Raw genomic sequence first — 20,148 nt, 5'->3', positions numbered from 1 at the left:
ATTATCCATAACCGCTATCAAATAAACATAAGCTTCCCCTTCTTCTCATAAAGTCACTACTTTGTATTTACCATGGCTGTTAAATCACGGTTACCCTTCCCGAATATAAAGAATGCGTAGCCGACAGGTGCTTAAATCCATAGAAGATGGAGTTTCTTACAGATTTGCCATTCCAAGTGGTGGCGAATAATCCGGCCTTAAGAGGAAACTTATGTGAATTAGTTAAAAATGCAAGAAAAACATTTCCACCTATATTAAATAAATCAATCATATGTCGAGCTATCGCAACATCACTCACAAGATGCGAGCCACATTCATGATTGTAATAATCACCTATGTCACAGTCATCCTTCAACTCACCAGGCAGATTGTGCGTACATATTAACACCGTCAAGTCATGATTGTATACTTTAGCATTGCCAATAGCAACTAAAACATCATTATATCTATCTGGATTATCCTTTGCCCTATATCTTGAATAAAATTTAACATAATTTATGACTAGTTCTTCATACAGCATACGAAAAGCCCCTAACTGCCAGCTATTCCACATACGCAAATATTGGCCCAGATATGAAATACAGAAAATACCTGTCCCCTTATATTCCTCTTCGCACGAACCTTCATCAACGCTTATTAGTTGAGCGGATAATTGAGAAAGGATGGTTGAAAGAATAAAAACGACAACTATTATTTTTACTAACATGGCTTTCTTTTTATATTAGCTAATAAGCTATTTATATCGATAATAGACAAATGGCTGTGCCGTTTTTAACATTTACGCATTAATGTAAACGTTTACAATCGCCGTAAGCGTTTCCGAAAAGTTTCTTTTATAATATGAATATAGTATCTTTCACTTGACAAATCATATACAATAAATACTTTGATGCACCATTTTTTCACATTCCTAAAACTTCAATTTTATGCTTTTTAATATCTGACTCTAACTTACGAACCACAGAGGCATACTCCGGATTTGAAGCCAGATTAGTCATTTCCCACTTATCTTTCTTTTGATGATATAATTCGCGGAATGATTCTTCTTTTAACGTTTCATCTTTATAAGTAATGATCAACCTGTAATCGTCAGAAATAGCCGTGAGATTTGGTCTTGAACCACCATATTTACCTACCCCTTCGTAAATAAATATATCACGAACAACACTTTCTTTTTGAGTAAGAACATCTTTTAAACTTTTACCATGCATATAATCAGGTACCGATACTCCTGCTAAATCGAGCATAGTTGGTGCTATATCGATATTAGAAACCATAGTGTTCGATTCAGTATTTTTCTTTATACCAGGTCCTAACACAAAAAATGGAACATGACTGGCAGGACGATAAGGAAGTACTTTACTGGTAAATCCATGGTCACCAACCATCCATCCATTATCGCTCATAAAAAAGATGTAGGTATTATCCAATAGGCCAAGACTTTTTACCTCTTTGATTAATCCTTCGACAAAACCATCCAGCTCTGTTATTACAGAATAGTAATCCAGCGCATGTTTTTGAATAGCTGTTGAATCGGGGTAACCGTATTTTTTAGCCTGTCTGCGATTACGTACTTTCTTCAGATATTCAGGTTTATCCGATAAATCATCAGCATGATTGGCTGGCACTGGCATATCTTTATAATCATACTGTGCTTTCGTTTCCCCTTTAGCATCCCATATTAGCTTACCATTCATGTGTGGCGTTTGGGCACAGTAGTATAAAAAGAACGGTTCATCTTTTTTAGCTTTTTTATTTAGATACTCTTTCGCCTTATTGGCTGCATATAAATCACAATGTATTGCAGGTTTTAAAGTATCTCCTTCCTCAAAAAACTGACGGTTATAATAGGTTCCATTGGAATACATATAACTAAAAAAATCGAAACCTAATTGCTTTGGTTTTTGAGGTATATGCCATTTTCCTGTCATAGCAGTTGAATAACCTGCTTCTTTCAACAAGGAAGCAACAGATACTTCGCCTTTGTTTAGCTTACTATTAAGTTGCAATACTCCATTAGCACTGTTATATCGCCCGGTAAGCATCGCAGCACGGCTTGGACTACAAAGCGCAAAGGCTACATTGGCATTAGTAAATTTCAATGACTTTGACGCCAACTTATCTATAAAAGGCGTATTAATAATATCATTACCCGTATAACCAACACCATTATATTGCTGATCATCGGTATAAATAACAATAAAATTTGGACGTGTGTATGTGCGCTTTTTAGCCCATATAACCGGGGATAATAATTGTAGCGCAATTAATAATACTAAAGTTCTCATATTAAAAATGTATTTGTATCATGCAATAGTCTTCTTTTTCATTTTTTACAATTGTTGACTACTCCATGCCGTTATTAACTTGTTTCTTATCTTAAAAATATAGATTAGAACGATATTTTAATACTTTTGTGTTATGCAAAAGCTGCGCATAAACGCGAGCAACTTAACTTGCTTTACATCTGTCAATTACAAAGATGCATATCAACAATGAACAAGCTTACTACAGAGGAAATACAAGATATATTCGAACGCTATTTTAATAAAGGCAAAATAGAAACATGGAAAAATAAAGATTATCACAACCTGAGTTTCTTGATACAACAAAAAACAAAAGTTATAGTTAGTGCGAGTACTTTAAAAAGGATTTTTGGCAAGCTAAAAACAAAAGAAAACTATACTCCCCAGGAAGCAACACATCTGGCACTGGAAAAATACGCAATAAGTATTCGTTCTGAAATTATTAACTCAAGAAAACTAAGTATTAGTAAAAACCAAATTAAAATAGCACTTATATCTTTATGTGTTATATTAATTGGAGCAGGTACCTATTATATTATTACACATTCAAGCTATAAAGTTTCAACGATTGATACTAAACTTAAATTAGACCGTACAGAAGGTAAAAACACAGCCACCGTATTTTTTAAGTTAGAAGGAGAAGATCACAAAAAGAATAACTACACTATCTATTTTGGCGACTATATGGATACTGTGCAAATTCCTAAGAAAAAAAGCAACATTGCTCATTTTTACAAATACCCCGGTATTTTCCAGCCACAGATTATAAAAAATAACAAGGTTGTTAAAACATTATCAAAAGTAACGATTCCTTCTGATGGATGGGCAGCTATAGGAACAGCACGACGTATGAACCAAGATAATACAATATTCCCTATTGACCGGGATATTATTCAAAAATCAAATGGATACTGGCACCTAAACACTTCTGATATGGCAAAATGTGGAATGGATACCACACAAATCTCCATACTTCGCTTATTAAATTACCAGGATTTTGGCATTGACGGGGATAATTTTCGTTTAAAGATGCGAATTAAGAATGCGGGTTTCTGGCCACAAACCAATTGCAATAACATTGTTGTACGAGTCAAATGTGAAAGTGGCATGATACAGCAGTATTTTTCAAAACCAGGCTGTTCATACTGGATATTAGCCCGTTATAGTGAAATAGGCAAAAATGGTAGTCAGGACGATATGTCGGCTTTCTGTGTGGATTTAACAGACTGGGGTAATGTGGAGATACAAAACTCAGACAAACAACTTAACTTTATCATCAATGATGATGTTATTTATACCCAAAACTACAAAAGAGAGCTTGGTTTAATTAAAGGGGTTGAGATTTTATTTTACGGAACCGGCTCCATTGACGATTTTGAATTAAATTCTATCAATGGGGATATTTCCTTTAAAGAAGATTTTAATTCAGTGCAATAAAGGTTAGTAGCAAATACCTACCAGCCATTTATCTATTGAGCAAAAAAAAAGGCTTGACTGAAAGTCAAACCCTTTCTCATCTTTATTATTTACTTAATAATTAGGATTTTGTCCTAAGTTCTCGTTAATCTTTCTTTCTTCTGCAGGAATAGGCCATAAATATTGGCGTGTTGCATCGAAATTACGAACTGCAATTACTTTACACAAGCCTGCATCATGTAGATTTGTAAAATCAGGCAATCCGGTTTCATCATCAATCTCAGGTTTTAATCCCCAAAACCAAAGTCCCTTACTGGTAACCTCATCAACTAACGGACCTGTAGCAGCTCCAGACGCTTTTACGTTTACATCTAATAACCCGTAGATATTACCTACTAATGCTTTTTCTGCCAATCTCCATCTAATTAAATCCATATAACGCAATCCTTCGTTGGCAAATTCCACACGGCGCTCATTTCTAACAATCAAGCGAAGTTCATCCTGGTTGGTACTTATAACCGCTGGATAATTTGCCACATCTGCCACATCTACACCATACGCTCTGGCCCGAACCTTATTAATTGCCTCTAATACAGAAGCATCAATATGGGAAGAACCTAACTCTATATTAGCTTCAGCATACATTAATAACACATCTGCATAACGAATAATTACATTATCTGGATCTGCTAAGAATTCAGTCCATTTCTCATTTACTCCTTTCTTCCATAGTAAACCATTAAAACTAGCATACTGGGCAACAGATTTTGTATCATTATTCTTTACCTGTGTTCCTATAGCATAATTCAATATTTTCTTGGCATCTGGATGTGGATTGTATTCACGATCTAGAAATCTATAACCTGATTCAGGAACCAAACCATCCCCATCTTTTAAAGAACCAAAGGGTATAATTGTCTCCATCAAACGAGGATCACGGTTTTTAAATGGGTTAGTCGATTCAAATAATGGTGATTCATCAATAGGTAAGCCATCAGTACAAGTATAAGCAGCCAATAGCTCCCATGAAGGATTGTACGCTCCCCATCCATCTCTATTACGTGGTAGAGTGGCCTTTTGAGGATAATTTTTTCCTAAATAATCGTCCAAATCAGAATTTCTTGGAATAGCAAATATAGTTTCCTTTGAGTTCTTTGTTTCTGGCAAAAAATACTCACCATAGCTGTCATGAAGCTCATACACACCTAAATTCATACATGCCTTTGATGCATCGGCTGAAATAGCATAGTCACCCATATATAAAGCAACCCTTGCTTTCAAGGCTAAAGCTGCACCTGATGAGGCATAACGTTTTTCATTAGCGCCATACTCTGCCGGCAACCACTCTGCGGCAAAATCATAATCTTTGTAAATTTGTTCAAGAATTACATTTTTATCAGTGCGCTCTACTTCAAATGATTCATCAATCGTAATCTCATCCAATAAAAAAGGAACATCACCAAAATGAGTCACCAAATAAGAATAATATGAAGCCCTCATAAAATATGCTTCTGCAACCAATTTATTTCTTACTTCTTCGGCTAAATAAGTAGCCAATGGGATTTCACGAATAAGAATATTTGACCTTGTTATTGCCTTGTATAAATGCGCCCAATTAGTTTTTGCAGAACCAAAAGAACTGGTAACCGACCCAGATACTATTTCACTTACTGATGTCCTTTGTGTCCAATTATCCGTCCATGATTCATCATCTGTTTTCCAGAAAGTGACTCTATAACCATCATTAAGAGACCACCTGATTTGATCAATATTAGAGTACCAATTACCGGAGGATGCGCTATCTGTTGGTACTACATCCATATCATTACAAGATGTAATTCCAACCGCAATCATTATAATTATTGCTTTTAATAGATTCTTCATTATATATTCTTTTAAAGTTTAACGGAAATACCAAACAAGTATGTCTTTGTAATGGCATATGAACTACTTCCCACTTCCGGATCCCATCCATCAGGATAATTGTCTATAGAGAACAAGTCTGAACCTGAGAAATAAACCTTAACATCGCTTAAACCAATACCTGTTTTATCTATTATATTTTTAGGCAAAGTATAGCTTAGGTTAATATTCTTTAATCTGAAATATGAACCATCCACCAACCAAAAATCTGACATACCGTAATTGTGGCTTTTTGTTTGAAAACCTAAACGTGGATATTTAGCTTTTAAGTTTTGCTCCGGCGTATTGTAATAGCTAAAGTAACTTTTCTCATAGATGTCCGGCACATTCTGCCACCTTTCACCAAACGGTTCAACCATAGCGGGATAAATTCTACGATTCCATTCTCCAACCCCCTGGAATGTTGCTACAAACTGGAAACCTTTGTATCCTAATTTTATATTTCCTCCATATTCGTAATGAGGGGTTGAACTTCCTAGTTTTACTTTATCATATTCAGCACTAATAATCCCATCCGGAACACCTTCTGGTCCACTAATATCCAAATATTTAACATCTCCAACTCCTATCTTACTACTCGGTGTAACATAGGCATCAACTTCATCCTGTGTTTGAAAAATACCATCAGTTTTGTAACCATACCATTCTTTAAACTCGCCACCTTCTTCCGAAAGTTTAGTACTACTATCTGCAAATAATCTTCTTCCAGATACATCACCAATAGTAGAAGTATAATCAGAAATATTAAAGCCACCCCCATAGGATAGATCCCCTATTTTGTTATTATATTCCAAAGAAAACTCCCAGCCCGTTGTTTTCATATCTCCCACGTTATAATAAGGATCATCATACCCTATTAAATCAGGAGTTGTTAAACTCAACAACATATCTGTAGTTTCTTTTTTATAGTAATCTGCAGTAACAGATAAACTATTATTAAAAAATGCAGCATCCACACCAATGTCCCAAGTTTTTGTTACTTCCCACTTAATATCCTCAATAGCAAGCTGATATTGAGCAGCCGCAACATCCGAAACGGAAGTATTTCCTTGTGATAATAGAATGTTAGCAAAATCAATTTGCGACATATAGATATAGTTACCTAAGCGATCATTACCCAACTCCCCGTATGAAGCACGTAACTTCAAATAAGAAATTGCATCAATGGAACTCATGAAATCTTCTCCAGTAACTAGCCAACCTGCAGAAACCGAAGGAAAATAACCCCATCTGTAATCCTCAGCAAATCGAGAAGATGCATCTGCCCTAAAGTTAGCCTGCAAGTAATATTTGCTACTATAATTATAAGCAACTCTACCAAAAGCAGATCTATAATTCTTATCTTCCTCACCGGTATTACTTCCATTTGCAAACAATTGACCTTCTGGTGCCATATCTAGATATGGATAATCCTGCAAGATATATTCCTTACCTTCAATACTTAACTTTTCTTCATTAAAGGAATATTCTTCGTAACCAGCCATGGCTTCCACCTTATGTCTACCAAAGTTTTTATTATATTTACCAATAAACTGAAGCGTATTTTTACTATTATCCGTTCTACTTTCTTGTAGCGAAGTTGATGAAATTGCATACCCCAGAGGAGTACCTTCATTGTTTGGATTATCCCAGTCCCAATAAGGGACAGATTTTCTAAAATATTTATTCTTCTCAAAGTACATATTAGGAGCATAATACATAGATAGTTTTAAATCATTTATAGGTTTAATCCACGCTCCTAATCTTCCATATAACAAATGAGATTCTTTATCATTAAAACCTCCATATTGTAACTCGGCCCAGATATTTGATCCGTCTTTACCAGAGGCTACTCTACCATCACTCCACTGTCCAGCGTATATGGCCGGATAACTACGAGAAGCAGCCGTTGGGTTAACTGTTGGTTTTTCTGTTACCGTTCTTTTGTATGTAAAATCAACTACTGCACCAATATTATCACTGATTTTAATATCATTATTTACACGCATAATAGCTCTCTCATAATCATAGTGATCATAAAGTGCATCCTGCTTCTCATAAGTAAAAGAAGCATTTGTCTTTAATACCTTATTCCCCCCATAAATATTAAATGAATGCCTTTGACCAGTAGAGAAATCCTTCATTAATAACTCTTCCCAATTGGTATTTGGATACTCATCTGGACTATCTGCATTATTTTGCAAATAGTTATTGATATAATCTTCACTATACAGCGCAAATTCACCACCTTCTGGATTTCCAAGGTCATTCCACTCATATTCGTTACGCATTTGTAACCATTTTTCAACCCCAACTACCTTAGGTGTTCGGGTGGGGGTACGAACAAAATAGTTGTAATCGTAGTTTACCGATATTTTATCACTACGTCCTCGTTTGGTTGTTATAATCACAACCCCCGCAGCTGCACGTGAACCATAAATCGCAGCAGCAGCTCCGTCCTTTAGGAAAGACATCGATTGAACATCATTAGGGTTCACATCATCGATGCTTCCTACAGGAATATCATCCACAAGAATTAGTGGGACACTGGAACCCTGCATGGTGGTAAAACCACGCATACGAATTGTTGTTGACGCATCAGGAGCACCACTACTTCTTGTAACAGATACTCCAGGAACCACTCCTTGAATAGCCTCTGAAATATTCGTTGTTTTCTTTGTGGTAATCTCATCTGCTTTCACAATAGCAACAGAACCTGTTAGGTCTTTCTTTTTAGTAGTTCCATAACCCACAGCCACTATCTCTTCTAGACCGATAACTCCGGACTTTAACACAACGTTCACTGTATTCTCAATTCCTAATGAAACCCGCTGATCTTCCATTCCAACAAAAGAAAAAACTAAATATTTGGCACCTTCAGTGATTACTAGATTATAGTTCCCTTCAATATCTGTAATTGTGCCAATTGTAGTTCCTTCTATAACCACAGATACACCTGGTAATAAATCTCCATATTCATCCATTACTTTTCCAGTAATAGTTCTTTTGCCATCCTCTTGAATCTTATTGTTTGTGGTACCTGATGAATTTTCTATTGCCGATAATGTTATCGCAAATAGAAACATCCAGGAAATTGTCAGCAATCCTCTTTTGGCAAGGATCCTCCTAAGTACTCTTTTCATAGAATAAATGTTTAAATAGATATAAATAGCTTTTTTTGATATTCACATCATGTATTGTTAGTATTACTATACGAAGTAACTTATTTTAACATGTGCTAACAATACATAACTTCATTATTAAAGACGTAACCGTTTACGATAACGTTTACATTCATCGTAAACGATTACGAAGTTGTTGAATAAAAAAGGCTGCCCCCAAAGGTGCAGCCAACTATATATACATCTATTCCCCATACCTCTAATATACCCTAACCTCGTAAATCATAGCACTCGCATCACCATTGGTAGTTTTAATAACTATTCTTAATTGACTTAACGAATAAGATTTATCGAGTTTAACTTTTCGCTGACGTTGATAATTGTCGTTAATCTCAGCAATTTTAACCCAGCCACCATTAATAAAACCTTGAATTTCTAAATCTTTAGGACACTGAGGATCTCGATATAACGGTGCGTATGCATGATACTCTCTTAACAAATGCCCCGGAAATGTCAACTCAACCAAACTAACATCTTGCGGTGTATCCCAGATTAATTGTAACCACTGATCTAACGGATTATTTCTATTTGAAATCCATACGTTGGTATACGAATGAGGTCTGGACTCCCCTGTAATAATATTTGTGGCCTTAAAACAGTTTTGTGCTGGAGAAACCTTAAAACTCAATGTATTTCCATTGTAGTAACGACGCATTTTATTCTTTCCAATTTGATACATCGCTGTATGTCCCGGGATTACACAACCTGCTTCATGCCATTCCAAATTATTATTAGCTCCCAAATCGATTCTAACATATTGATTTAATGGCAGTCCATTTTCCTTGGTAAGGTTTACCTCCCAATCTATCCAAACTTTTTCACCAACCGGAACTTTTAAAATTGCAGAAGCAATAACTTCATTTGCATCAACTCGATAATCCCAAATACTATCTATCGGACGTATATAAGCTTCAACTTCTTGCTCTATATCAGAAGTATTTGTTAAACAAACAGAAACTGAGTCTAATCTATCACTCCCTATTCCCACAATCTGACCTTTAATGGTCTCTAAAGTCTCCACATGATACTGAGGTTGATCCTTCCAGATAGCCAAACCTTCGTGAAAACCTTTTGATTCCGGACCTGCGCCTAGCAAATAATCTTCGCTACTTGCTATTATTTTTGCTTTTAATGCTAAATCTTTTTTATCGGTATTCTTAACATTTGGTAAAAAGCATCCATTACGTAACAAGTTCTGTTGAACTTCATAAATATATTTTTGAGGAACCTCTTTTATATTTACACCATGCTTAATAGCTGTAGAAGCAGCCACACCAATGGCTTCGCCCATAACGGCGGTTGTTCCCATAACTCTTAATGTACCAAGTGCCGCATGTGAACAACTAATATTACGTCCTGCCATCATTAGGTTATCCACATCCCTTGCAATTAAAGATCGTAAAGGAAAACCGTATGGACCGCAATAGGATTTTACCATGTATTCGTCGAAGGTATTGTATTCTTCACCATCCGTAGCTGCAGATGCTTCGGCATGCCTTGCCAACAATCCTCCTGGGGTATGAAGATCAACAAACCATCCACCAAAACCAATTTCGTCTCTAAATACCGTTTTCTCCTGAATATCATTCTCGGTCATAAAGTATTCACCCATAATACGACGATTCTCACGTTTCCCAGGAACCTGACCAATCCAATCTATCGCATAATTTTTTGTTTCCTCTTTCATCTTGGGGTCGCAATTTTTCATCCAATCCCAAACGCCTAAAGTATGTCGGGTTAATTCATGACGAATATCCTCATTATCATAAATGGTATTATAAGGCACGCCTATCTCCAACCACCAAAATCCACCTCGTTTATCCTTAGGTATACGTCCTTGATTATAAAAGTATTCCGGATTATCGTGCTTTACAGCCCAATCAGGTGCTTTAAAAGGAACTGGACGCCCCATATCCTTACATCTAAAATGGATAGAGTTACCCATTACATCCTCTTTACTGCCTACTTCTGGAGCATGAATTTCGTTAAATTCACTTTTTGATTCTGAACCCCAACGCCATTCGCAACCTGCCCTATCTGCTACAATACCATCACCAGTACAATCCGCAAAAATATCTCCTTCAATAATTAACTCAGTCTCTGCACTTTGTATATAAGCAACTACGGCTTCAATTTTATTGTCTGAAGACATTTTAACATCACGCATGTCAGTATTAAGATAAAAAGTTAAATCTTCCTCTTTCACTGCCATATCATACATCACCATATCCCAAACACTGTTAATCCAACCATTCTCATATATCTCAGCATGATTTTGTGAACGCTCTTCGATCAATAATTCTGAGATAATACCTGTTTCACGTGCATAAGCATGAAAGGCAGCTGCGCCATGTATGGTTACACCAATCTCAGATGAACAGTTACCTCCAAAAACAGGACGATTTTGAATTAAACAAGTTTTTCTTCCCATTCTAGCAGAGGAAACAGCCGCACAAAATCCAGCCATTCCTCCACCTACTACTACAACTTCGTATTTTTCGTTCTTTGTTTTCATGGTATAAAAAGTATCAAGATAAAAGTATACAGACAAAAGACTAATGAATTCAAGGGCAGTGAAATTTCATTCGATATTCGTCTATATACTTGTCTTATTTTTATATATTTCTTTTTCTTCTAAAAAACTAATTATTACAATTAACAGACGTCTGTCTATTTTTTTCTTTTTTCTTAACAGAAAACCAGATACCTCCACTAATAAGATATAGGGATATACTTAATACCCATTGTGATGTGATATCTTTGGTAGCTGTTATGGCCAATAGGGCAATAATAGTGGCTAGAATTCCAATTGAAACAGCCATAATCTTAGCTGGAAACAATGATGACTCTCCGTTCTCACCTTCTTCACAATGTTCGTTAATGGGAATAAAATGCTTGCTTCCCGTTTTTAAAGAAGCCTCAATGGCCAAAAGTACAACAACAGGTATGATTACTCCCAAAACAGCTTCAATGGTACGTGCATAATTTAATATCCAAGTAAAAATACCAGAAGGATTATCCGTAATAAACCATCCTTCACTAGTCAAAAAACCATATTTGGCAAGAATAATGAATGCTGCACTTATTAATATGGCCATAAAAATTCCCTGTTGGTTAATCTTCTTAGAGAACATTCCCCAAACAACAGGTAATACTGTTATTCCGGCCACCAGAGCTGTAATAGAAAGGATAATATTTTCTGCTCCCCCCATTTGAGGAACCAGAATAGCTAACCAGGTAACTAAAGCCCCCAATACAAGGGTTAATATTCTACCCACAACCACCTGATTTTTTTCGGTAGCTTTTTTAAATATCTTTTTATAAAAATCTTTGGTTAAAACACCTGCATAAACATTTAATTCAGAATCAATCATACTAACCGTTGCAGCAAACATAGAAGCAATCATTAATCCAAGTAAACCTTCCGGTAGTGCATATTTACAGGCCAACACATAGGCTTGCTCAAAATTTGCAGATGGGTCAATGATACGGTACATCATAGGAGGCAACATCCAAATAATAGGACTGATGAAATATAACGCACCAAACAAATAAGTAGCTTTTTTTGCATCTTTAGTTTTAGATACACAGATAAAACGTTGCACAAAAGCCCATTCCCCACCAATCTTAAACATATGGATAACGACCCAAGCGGCCATAAATATCCAGGTAAATTCATGATTTACCGGTGCAAAGAATTTCTCTGGAGCTTGCTGTATAAATATTGAGATGCCTCCCATTTTCATAAAACCCAATGGAATAACTGCTATTACTGCTACCATCAGAATTACAAATTGTAATACATCGGTTAACAACACGGCCCATAATCCTCCAAATATAGCATAGGCAACAATAATGATTCCACAAAAGATAATGATAAAGTTAACTGCACTAATGCCAATCGTATTGATAAAGAAAGCATCCCAATTTGCAGGAATAATCGCATGAAGAACAATAGCTAAAGAATATAATGCGACAGCCATACCTAACAGCCGGTACAAAATATTAAACCAAGTATAAACATTTAATGCCCAGTTTCCATATCGCAAGGTAATATATTCAGCGGCTGAAGATACGCCCAACTTACGCCATTTTCCTGCCAGGTAATATCCCACAAACATGGCACTTATCCCCAAACACATGGAGATGGTTACGGCAACAAATCCAGCTTTAAAAGCTATTCCTCCCCAGACCACAAAAGTGCCTGCAGAAAACATGGTCATAAAAGCTGACAAGCCACTTAGCCACCATGATGATTGACGGCCTGCAGCAAAGAAATCATCCGAATCTTTTATTTTTTTTCCTAAAAAAATACTGATTCCTACATTTCCAAGGATATATAAAAAAAATACTATTAAATCTTTAAATGCCATATAATAGTTTATTATTTTGTCTGAATTCCTTACAAATGTAAATTATAGCTAGTAGTTAAGCCTACTATAACAAGAAAAAACAATTTCGTAAACGATTACATTCGTCGAAAGCGTTTTCGAAAATAGATTTAGTAAGAAATAATCACCTATCAACGCAACAAACAGAAGTATCGGGTTACAATTATTTTTCCGATCATAATTTTCATCGCTTGGAATCAATAAGAGAACTGTCGGAACCATAAAAAAACGTGAATTGTTTTGAATATCACCACCCTCTTTTTAATTTAGCATATTAAATCTTTAATGAATGGAAACGCTAAAAGAAAAAATAATCAACTGCAAAGCATGCAAATTACATAAAACCCGCAACCATGCCATATGGGGAGAAGGGAATTATAATGCAGAAATAATGGTGATTGGTGAAGCTCCGGGTGCAGATGAAGATAGAATAGGAAGACCATTTGTAGGCAAATCAGGCCAATTATTGGATAAGATTTTTGAGGCCTGTGGTTTTACACGTGAGCATCATATTTTTATCAGCAACATTGTAAAATGCCGTCCTCCCGACAATCGGATTCCTACTGATGAAGAAGTGAAGAAATGTTTTCCGTTATTACTTGAGCAAATAAACATAGTCAACCCTAAAATTATTATTCCACTAGGAGCTACTGCGCTAAAGCACTTGTTCAACAATCCAGACTTAAAAATAACAAAGCTTAGAGGAACCTGGATGGAATGGAACACTCATTTAGTGATGCCAGTATTTCACCCTTCTGCACTATTAAGAAACCCTAATCTCAAAAGAAATACCTGGGAAGATTTTAAGAAAATTATTGATAAATACAGAGAAGTTATTGATGCAAACCATTATAGTGCACATTATTAATTTAATACATTATTAGTCGATCACTAGTGATACTTTATTGAGAACATATCATACAAGGGTTCACATCTTTTACCTTATAAGTGCAAGAAAGAAATAGAATATCAAAAACATAGACTCACCTTTAATTATCATAAATAAAGGTGAGTCAAACATTATATCTAATTAATTATCAAGAAGTATTACTTCCACATCATCAACATAAGCAATATCCTTGTTTTTCATAAAGATGACCGTAACCTCAATTTCTTCTTCAGGCACTTCAAAATTTACGGTCTTCGTAGTAGCAACATCCTCTGTCAGCGTAATAAGCGTGGTAGCTTTACCTTCCCCTATTTTTATTTTGGCATAGAGCTCTCCTCCGTTATCATTAACTTTAATTCCCTCTGCACCATGGCCGTTATGTATTCGACCAGTGAAAGTAAGCGCATAAGATTTACCTCCTTCCAAAGTAATTTTCTGTGAAAGCTGACGATCAGAAGCACTATTACCTGTCATACGAACCGATGCAGTACCATTAATTTGATACGTGCTCTCTCCTTTTACATCACCTACAGTGGACCAACCAGTTAAATCACCCGTTTCAAAATCTCCATTAATCAGCAGATTATCTCCAACTGGCGCAAGCGGGGGTACTTCAACACCTTCACCACACTCTTCGTTAGCCGTAAAATTGGCATAGTATTGTCCTAACTCAGTATAATTACCGTCTGAATCAAAAAGGGCACTGCAGGTACCTGGGGCACTGTTTAAACCAAATGAAAACCAGGAGTAACGATGAATATAATCTCGTTTTTCCAGCTCCGGCAGAACTATTTTCATAAAATCAAGTACTTGAGAAGCTGTGTATTTATTTTCTTCTGGTGAAGCCGCCCCCCCAATCTGCCACGGCAAATTCAGTAATCCATATAGGTTTACCATAAAGGTTGTATACACGTTCCAATTTATCCAATAGCGTCTGGGCATTAATACCTCCATAATTATGCACACATACAAAATCCACACGGTAACCTAACTGTCCACTTCGTGTCATAAATTCTTGCATCCAATCATTTTCAGGGTTAACTGTTGCCGGACTCCCGAGAGGCAAACCAATACTTTCAAGTAATGGCCATGTCTCTAAGGCCTTATCGACAGAGACATTACTTTGTTCTTTACTATCCGGTTCGTTGAAACCTAAGACGTATTGAATTAAACCGTCCTGCTTATAACTCAACATTCTATCAATACCGGTTTGTGATACATTGCCTCCCCAAAACATAGGAACAAATTCTACACCTTCTACGTCATACTCGGTAATCTCATTTCCCCAGCTATAGTGCCAAAATGGTTTAAACATAGATACCCGAATAGGCCATTTTGCATTTTTTTTAGTAATACAAACTCCTTTTTTTTCTGTTATAATCAACTGTGGTGTTGCTGTATCGGACACCGCCACCAACTCTTCGTTAAAAGTAAACGCATCGCTTCCTGTAACAAAAGTATCTTCACAACTAACAAAGACAAGCCATAACATGGCATTTATAATAATGAGTAATTGTTTCATTTTTTTATGATTTTTTGAAATAAGTATTTTACTCCCAACCAGCATTTTGCGGCAATAATTTGGGATTAACAAACAGTTCTTGCTGCGGTATGGGATAAAGATTCATTTGGTCATCAAATATCCTACTCTCTATCAATACCTTAGTGTAAGTTTTAATACCATAATTATCTTGTTCAATCTCGACACCATAAATATCTTTTGTTTCCTCTCCCACTTTCCAACGACGAACATCCCAGAATCGATGATCTTCAAAGGCCAGCTCTACACGTCGTTCATTTCGCAAGCGCGTGCGAAACTCTTCCTGAGACATCCCTGCAGGGAAATCAGGCATCATTGCCCTCTCTCGTATTGCATTAACAGCTGCAAGAGCTGTCATTCCATAACTATCTGGATCCAATTCCGGACTCCCATAAGCTTCGTTCATGGCTTCGGCATAATTCAAATACATCTCTCCCAAACGGAATATAACCCATACATGCTCTTTGTTTGTCGGGGTAACATGTGGAGGAATATCGATACTCTCAATGAGGTATTTTTTGAGGTAATAACCAGTAACAGTGGCATTCGTTAATGGAGGTGCATTCAATCCTCCTTTAAAGGTCTGAATCGATTTTCCTTTCCAGATACTACCATTATACAATATCGTTTGTGTCAATCTAGGGTCGCGATTTGCATAGGGTGAGTTAGCATGTAATGGATTGCTCCAATCGAATACATCACCATTTAACATTTCGTAGGCATCCACTAGATTTTGCGTTGGGCACGTAGAGGTTTTTCCTCCTTGTACACCAATTGGAAAATTATTAACCTCAAAAGAACGAGAATTACCTTGTCTGCGTTCAAAGATAAGCTCTTTACTTGATCTGTTGTTTACAACACCAGCATAGCTAGGCTCAAGTTCATAACTCATATCCAGCACTTCTTTGGCTGCTTTAGCTGCCTCTTTCCATTTACTCAAATCATTATTTTGGTTATGTAAAGGACTTGCTGCATACAACAAAGCTCTAGCTTTCAGTGCCAAAGCAGCACCCTTTGTGGCCCTGCCTGTTTCTCCATTGGGCATAGAACTATAGTTCTCAGGCAACACTTCGGCAACATCAGTACATTCCGAAACAATAAAGTCAATCACGTCATCAAACGATGATTTTCCTATTTGATTAGCTTCTTCTTCTGTTAACACATCGTCATATAAAGGGATATCTCCATAACGTTTAACCAACTCAAAATAAAAAAATGCACGAAGAAAACGGGCTTCAAATGGATAGTTATTAAATTGCTTCATCATTTCGGGATATCCATCATTGTACTTTTCCTCTTCAAATTCCTGGCCTTGGATATTTATTAAAAATTTATTAGCCGCTCTTATGGCTCCATAATATTCACTCCAACGACTGTCTACAACATTGATAGCGGACCATGAACCATCATTATATTTTTGTACACCTGATGTGGTGTACAAATGTTCTGCCTCATCAACTCCTGCTCCACGAATGGCACCATCAATAGTACCAAAGTCTACAGGTAAACGACCATATATGTCGGTCAAAAAGTTTTTTGTTCTACTAAAATCCGTAAAAACATCTTCCTCTATCAAGTATGAATTCTCTTCATAATCAAGAAAATCACATCCCACCAGACAAAGGGAACAGATAAAACCCAATAATATATGTTTGATATTAATTCTCATCATGTTACAAATTTGTATTATTAAAATATGTCTTCCTGATTAAAAACTGATTTTCACACCCGCCAAATAAGAACGTAAGGTAGGATAACCTCTTCCCAAATATTCAGGATCCATCATACCAATGCTATCAAACGAGAGTAAATTATTACCTCTGATATAAAATCTACAACTTCCCACTTTCAATTTAGAAGCAATATCTTCAGGCAGATTGTAATAAAACTCTGCATTTCTAAGTTTTAGAAAAGAGCCATTTACTATCCATATATCATTATTTTTGTAATTGTTCAGATTTTCCTGGGTACTTAATCGTGGTAATTTTGCAGTAGTTTTTGTAGCTTCAGTCCACCGCGAAGCTGAAAACGATGATATATTACCGTTATCTCGCAAAGGAACAAAGATATCCTGCGTATTTAACAACACACTTTTGTTAGCTGTTCCCTGAAAAAGTGCAGAAAACCCAAAGCCCTTATATTCCATACCTAAATTAAAAGCATAATAGATTTCAGGGACAGCCGTTCCTTTAATGGCCTGAATATCGAATTCATCCACACGTCCATCCTTGTTATGATCTACATACTTAATATCACCCGGACTCACCTCGGAAAAACGCTGCTCCGGATGACTATCTATATCTGCGACGTCAGAAAAGAAACCTTCGCTTTTGTAACCAAAAAACTGCCCCATGGAGTGCCCCGTTGTTTTCATACTTTCGTATGGACGATATGCTTCATTCATCTCTAAAATGGTATTCCTAACAAAACTAAAATTACCTCCTAGATTATATTTGAGCTCGCCAATATTGTGTTTCCAATCCAGTGCTGATTCAATACCCACATTCTTCACTTTTCCTACAGGTAAATAAGCCGAACTTATACCCAATGTGCCTGATGTAACCCCGGCAGATTCAACTAAAATGTCATATCTTTTTTCATAAAATGCATCTATTGCCAGCGATAGATTATTGGCTATAATCGCATCCAACCCTATGTTCCCCATAAAAGAATGCTCACTTTTAGGATTATCTGTAGCCAATTGTTTCTCTTGCAGACCACTTGCACTATTGTTGTTTCCACCCCAATAATAGCCATTACCGCTCCCAAATTGTTGTTCAGCAATATTCTTTATAATCAGACTATTCCCAGAAATACCAGCCGAAGCTCTAAACTTCAGGAAATCAATAACTTCAGAAGAACTTAAGAATGACTCTTCTGACAGAATCCATCCTAAGCCAAGGGCAGGATAAGCAGAAAATCGTTCTCCTTCAGGCAACCAGTTAGTACCTGCATACGACACAGTTAAATCAGCCAGGTACTTTTGTTTATAACTATAATATGCCTTTAGAGCAAGATTCTGGTTTAAGTAGGTATTATATTGGTTCAGTTTAACTGTTTTATCTTGCTGATACATTATATAACCGTTTAGCGAATGATCGCCCCATGTTTTTTCGTACTTAATGCGAGTCCGAAATGCATTATAGCGCTGTTGCCCTCCAAAAGTACTGTAAGAATCAAGGGAGGTATTCTCTCCATACTGTACATACGTAGTATCGGTAACCATCCCGTCCTGATCCATCGTTGGGGTCACTTTTTCATATTGATAACTACGAGTATAACCATCCCAATAAGTCACTGCATTATCGTATGAATAAGTCACATCAACAGCTAAACCTTCGGTTAATACATCCAGCTTTTGTTCTAGTGTCAGGTCAGTCATAATACTACGGGCATGAGTGCTTCCATTACCGCTGGCTATTTGTGAGGCTACGGGATTATTACTATAAATATCTGTACCTCCCCAGATGCCATTGGCGGTTTTTACTGGCATTGCTGCCGAGGGAGTGCCATATATCTCCCCAAATATATCATCTGGTGATTTGCCACCACGGGTATTCTGCACTATATTTCCTCCAATATTTAAACGTAGTAAGGTCGATTTAGTCAGATCGATGTCCAAGTTAGAACGAAAACCCAAACGGTCGTATTCTAAAGCAGTATAGATATCCTCTTCAGATCTATCATGACTAAGCAGTCCTTTTTCACCTTGATGGCTAATACCTACATAATACTTTACATTTTTACCTCCACCATCAAATTCCACATTAAGATTACTAACTGTTCCACTTTTATTTAGCAGTTCATTTGCCCAATCTACATTAGGATAAAGAGAGTAAGCATTGCCTTCTTCGTATGCCGCAATTTCATGGGCAGTATACTTCATGGGCAAACCATCATAATATAAAGCTTCATTTACTGCTCTGGCATAATCGGCAGCATTAAGCATATCCGGCATGCGAAAAGCCTGGCTAACACCTACATCATACTTCACGTTAACATTCATACCTTCACGCCCCCCCCTTTTAGTGGTAACCAAAAGAACACCATTAGCACCTCGTTGTCCATAGATAGCGACTGCGGCAGCATCTTTTAACACTTGCACTTTTTCAATGTCCATTGTAGTTAGATCGTCCAGACGTCTTTCAAAGCCATCCACCAACACAAGAATTGAGTTGTCCTGTAAAGAACTTCTTCCTCTAATCAATAAACTCGCACTACGTTGACCTGCAAAACCATTATTCTGATATACCTGCAGACCATTTAATAAACCAAAGAAAGAATTACTAGGATCAATACTGTTTACATTTTCTATTTCCTCATGATCAACTTGACTTATTGATGCCGCCCCAAGATTGTCTAACTTATTCTTGCGAATCTCAAAGACTTCTACGTCATTTTGTGTGACATTAGCTTTCTGCGCAGAAAGGCGAGACGGAAACAGAAGAAGCGTAGAGAGCACCCCACAATATAGGACCTCTTTAATAAGAGTTTTATTTAACTTCATTTTCATTGTTTTCAA

12 protein-coding genes are annotated in these 20,148 nt (G+C 36.6%); 2 read left to right on the top strand and 10 right to left on the bottom strand.

Annotated features, from left to right (window positions below; translation table 11 throughout):
• Window positions 1-79: 79 nt before the first annotated feature.
• Entirely contained in the window at window positions 80-706 is a 627-nt protein-coding gene (locus CYTFE_RS25165) for a hypothetical protein (protein ID WP_044262606.1), read from the bottom strand.
• 196 nt (window positions 707-902) lie between these two features.
• Window positions 903-2,288 (bottom strand): sulfatase-like hydrolase/transferase, encoded by a 1,386-nt coding sequence (locus tag CYTFE_RS0105645; RefSeq protein ID WP_044262604.1) that lies wholly within the window; start codon window positions 2,286-2,288, stop codon window positions 903-905.
• Between the two features lie 207 nt (window positions 2,289-2,495).
• Here CYTFE_RS0105645 and CYTFE_RS0105640 point away from each other — a divergent pair, with 207 nt between their 5' ends.
• The gene (locus CYTFE_RS0105640) at window positions 2,496-3,743 is read left to right on the top strand and encodes a hypothetical protein (protein WP_027471015.1); all 1,248 of its coding nucleotides are present in this window, start codon (window positions 2,496-2,498) and stop codon (window positions 3,741-3,743) included.
• A gap of 93 nt (window positions 3,744-3,836) precedes the next feature.
• Here CYTFE_RS0105640 and CYTFE_RS0105635 read toward each other — a convergent pair whose 3' ends face one another.
• The 4 genes from CYTFE_RS0105635 to CYTFE_RS0105620 form a co-directional block, all read right to left on the bottom strand.
• The gene (locus CYTFE_RS0105635; protein WP_027471014.1) at window positions 3,837-5,606 is read right to left on the bottom strand and encodes a RagB/SusD family nutrient uptake outer membrane protein; all 1,770 of its coding nucleotides are present in this window, start codon (window positions 5,604-5,606) and stop codon (window positions 3,837-3,839) included.
• Between the two features lie 11 nt (window positions 5,607-5,617).
• Window positions 5,618-8,767, bottom strand: coding sequence for a SusC/RagA family TonB-linked outer membrane protein (locus CYTFE_RS25160; RefSeq protein ID WP_052343022.1), 3,150 nt, complete (start codon window positions 8,765-8,767; stop codon window positions 5,618-5,620).
• A gap of 238 nt (window positions 8,768-9,005) precedes the next feature.
• Complete coding sequence (locus CYTFE_RS0105625) at window positions 9,006-11,321, bottom strand: FAD-dependent oxidoreductase (protein WP_027471013.1); 2,316 nt, start codon at window positions 11,319-11,321, stop codon at window positions 9,006-9,008.
• A gap of 127 nt (window positions 11,322-11,448) precedes the next feature.
• Window positions 11,449-13,179 carry a sodium:solute symporter family transporter gene (locus tag CYTFE_RS0105620; RefSeq protein WP_027471012.1) on the bottom strand — a complete coding sequence of 577 codons (1,731 nt, stop codon included), beginning with the start codon at window positions 13,177-13,179 and terminating at the stop codon, window positions 11,449-11,451.
• Window positions 13,180-13,486: 307 nt separating this feature from the next.
• Between CYTFE_RS0105620 and CYTFE_RS0105615 the strand changes: the two genes are divergently transcribed.
• Window positions 13,487-14,065: a uracil-DNA glycosylase gene (locus CYTFE_RS0105615; protein WP_027471011.1), complete on the top strand. Its 579-nt coding sequence runs from the start codon at window positions 13,487-13,489 to the stop codon at window positions 14,063-14,065.
• 162 nt (window positions 14,066-14,227) lie between these two features.
• Here the strand turns inward: CYTFE_RS0105615 and CYTFE_RS28435 are convergent, their stop codons facing one another.
• Genes CYTFE_RS28435 through CYTFE_RS25150 form a run of 4 tightly spaced genes read right to left on the bottom strand, consistent with a single transcriptional unit; the run spans window position 14,228 to window position 20,133 of the window.
• Window positions 14,228-14,884 (bottom strand): carbohydrate binding domain-containing protein, encoded by a 657-nt coding sequence (locus CYTFE_RS28435; RefSeq protein ID WP_052343021.1) that lies wholly within the window; start codon window positions 14,882-14,884, stop codon window positions 14,228-14,230.
• Window positions 14,885-14,912: 28 nt separating this feature from the next.
• Complete coding sequence (locus CYTFE_RS25155) at window positions 14,913-15,608, bottom strand: glycosyl hydrolase (RefSeq protein ID WP_162150071.1); 696 nt, start codon at window positions 15,606-15,608, stop codon at window positions 14,913-14,915.
• 28 nt (window positions 15,609-15,636) lie between these two features.
• Window positions 15,637-17,298 (bottom strand): RagB/SusD family nutrient uptake outer membrane protein, encoded by a 1,662-nt coding sequence (locus CYTFE_RS0105605; protein ID WP_027471010.1) that lies wholly within the window; start codon window positions 17,296-17,298, stop codon window positions 15,637-15,639.
• 36 nt (window positions 17,299-17,334) lie between these two features.
• A complete protein-coding gene (locus tag CYTFE_RS25150) occupies window positions 17,335-20,133 on the bottom strand; it encodes a SusC/RagA family TonB-linked outer membrane protein (protein WP_052343019.1) in 2,799 nt (932 codons plus the stop codon).
• Between the last annotated feature and the right edge of the window lie 15 nt (window positions 20,134-20,148).

It is taken from the genome of Saccharicrinis fermentans DSM 9555 = JCM 21142, from assembly GCF_000517085.1.
Classification (GTDB): Bacteria; Bacteroidota; Bacteroidia; order Bacteroidales; family Marinilabiliaceae; genus Saccharicrinis; species Saccharicrinis fermentans.
This window is presented reverse-complemented; position numbering and strand designations above follow the sequence as displayed.

Coding starts and splice junctions, on each gene's coding strand:
- CYTFE_RS25165 (WP_044262606.1), bottom strand. CDS start 706: ATGTTAGTAAAAATAATAGTTGTCGTTTTTATTCTTTCAACCATCCTT.
- CYTFE_RS0105605 (WP_027471010.1), bottom strand. CDS start 17,298: ATGATGAGAATTAATATCAAACATATATTATTGGGTTTTATCTGTTCC.
- CYTFE_RS0105635 (WP_027471014.1), bottom strand. CDS start 5,606: ATGAAGAATCTATTAAAAGCAATAATTATAATGATTGCGGTTGGAATT.
- CYTFE_RS0105640 (WP_027471015.1), top strand. CDS start 2,496: ATGAACAAGCTTACTACAGAGGAAATACAAGATATATTCGAACGCTAT.
- CYTFE_RS0105625 (WP_027471013.1), bottom strand. CDS start 11,321: ATGAAAACAAAGAACGAAAAATACGAAGTTGTAGTAGTAGGTGGAGGA.
- CYTFE_RS25155 (WP_162150071.1), bottom strand. CDS start 15,608: ATGAAACAATTACTCATTATTATAAATGCCATGTTATGGCTTGTCTTT.
- CYTFE_RS0105615 (WP_027471011.1), top strand. CDS start 13,487: ATGGAAACGCTAAAAGAAAAAATAATCAACTGCAAAGCATGCAAATTA.
- CYTFE_RS0105620 (WP_027471012.1), bottom strand. CDS start 13,179: ATGGCATTTAAAGATTTAATAGTATTTTTTTTATATATCCTTGGAAAT.
- CYTFE_RS0105645 (WP_044262604.1), bottom strand. CDS start 2,288: ATGAGAACTTTAGTATTATTAATTGCGCTACAATTATTATCCCCGGTT.
- CYTFE_RS25160 (WP_052343022.1), bottom strand. CDS start 8,767: ATGAAAAGAGTACTTAGGAGGATCCTTGCCAAAAGAGGATTGCTGACA.
- CYTFE_RS28435 (WP_052343021.1), bottom strand. CDS start 14,884: ATGAAAATAGTTCTGCCGGAGCTGGAAAAACGAGATTATATTCATCGT.
- CYTFE_RS25150 (WP_052343019.1), bottom strand. CDS start 20,133: ATGAAGTTAAATAAAACTCTTATTAAAGAGGTCCTATATTGTGGGGTG.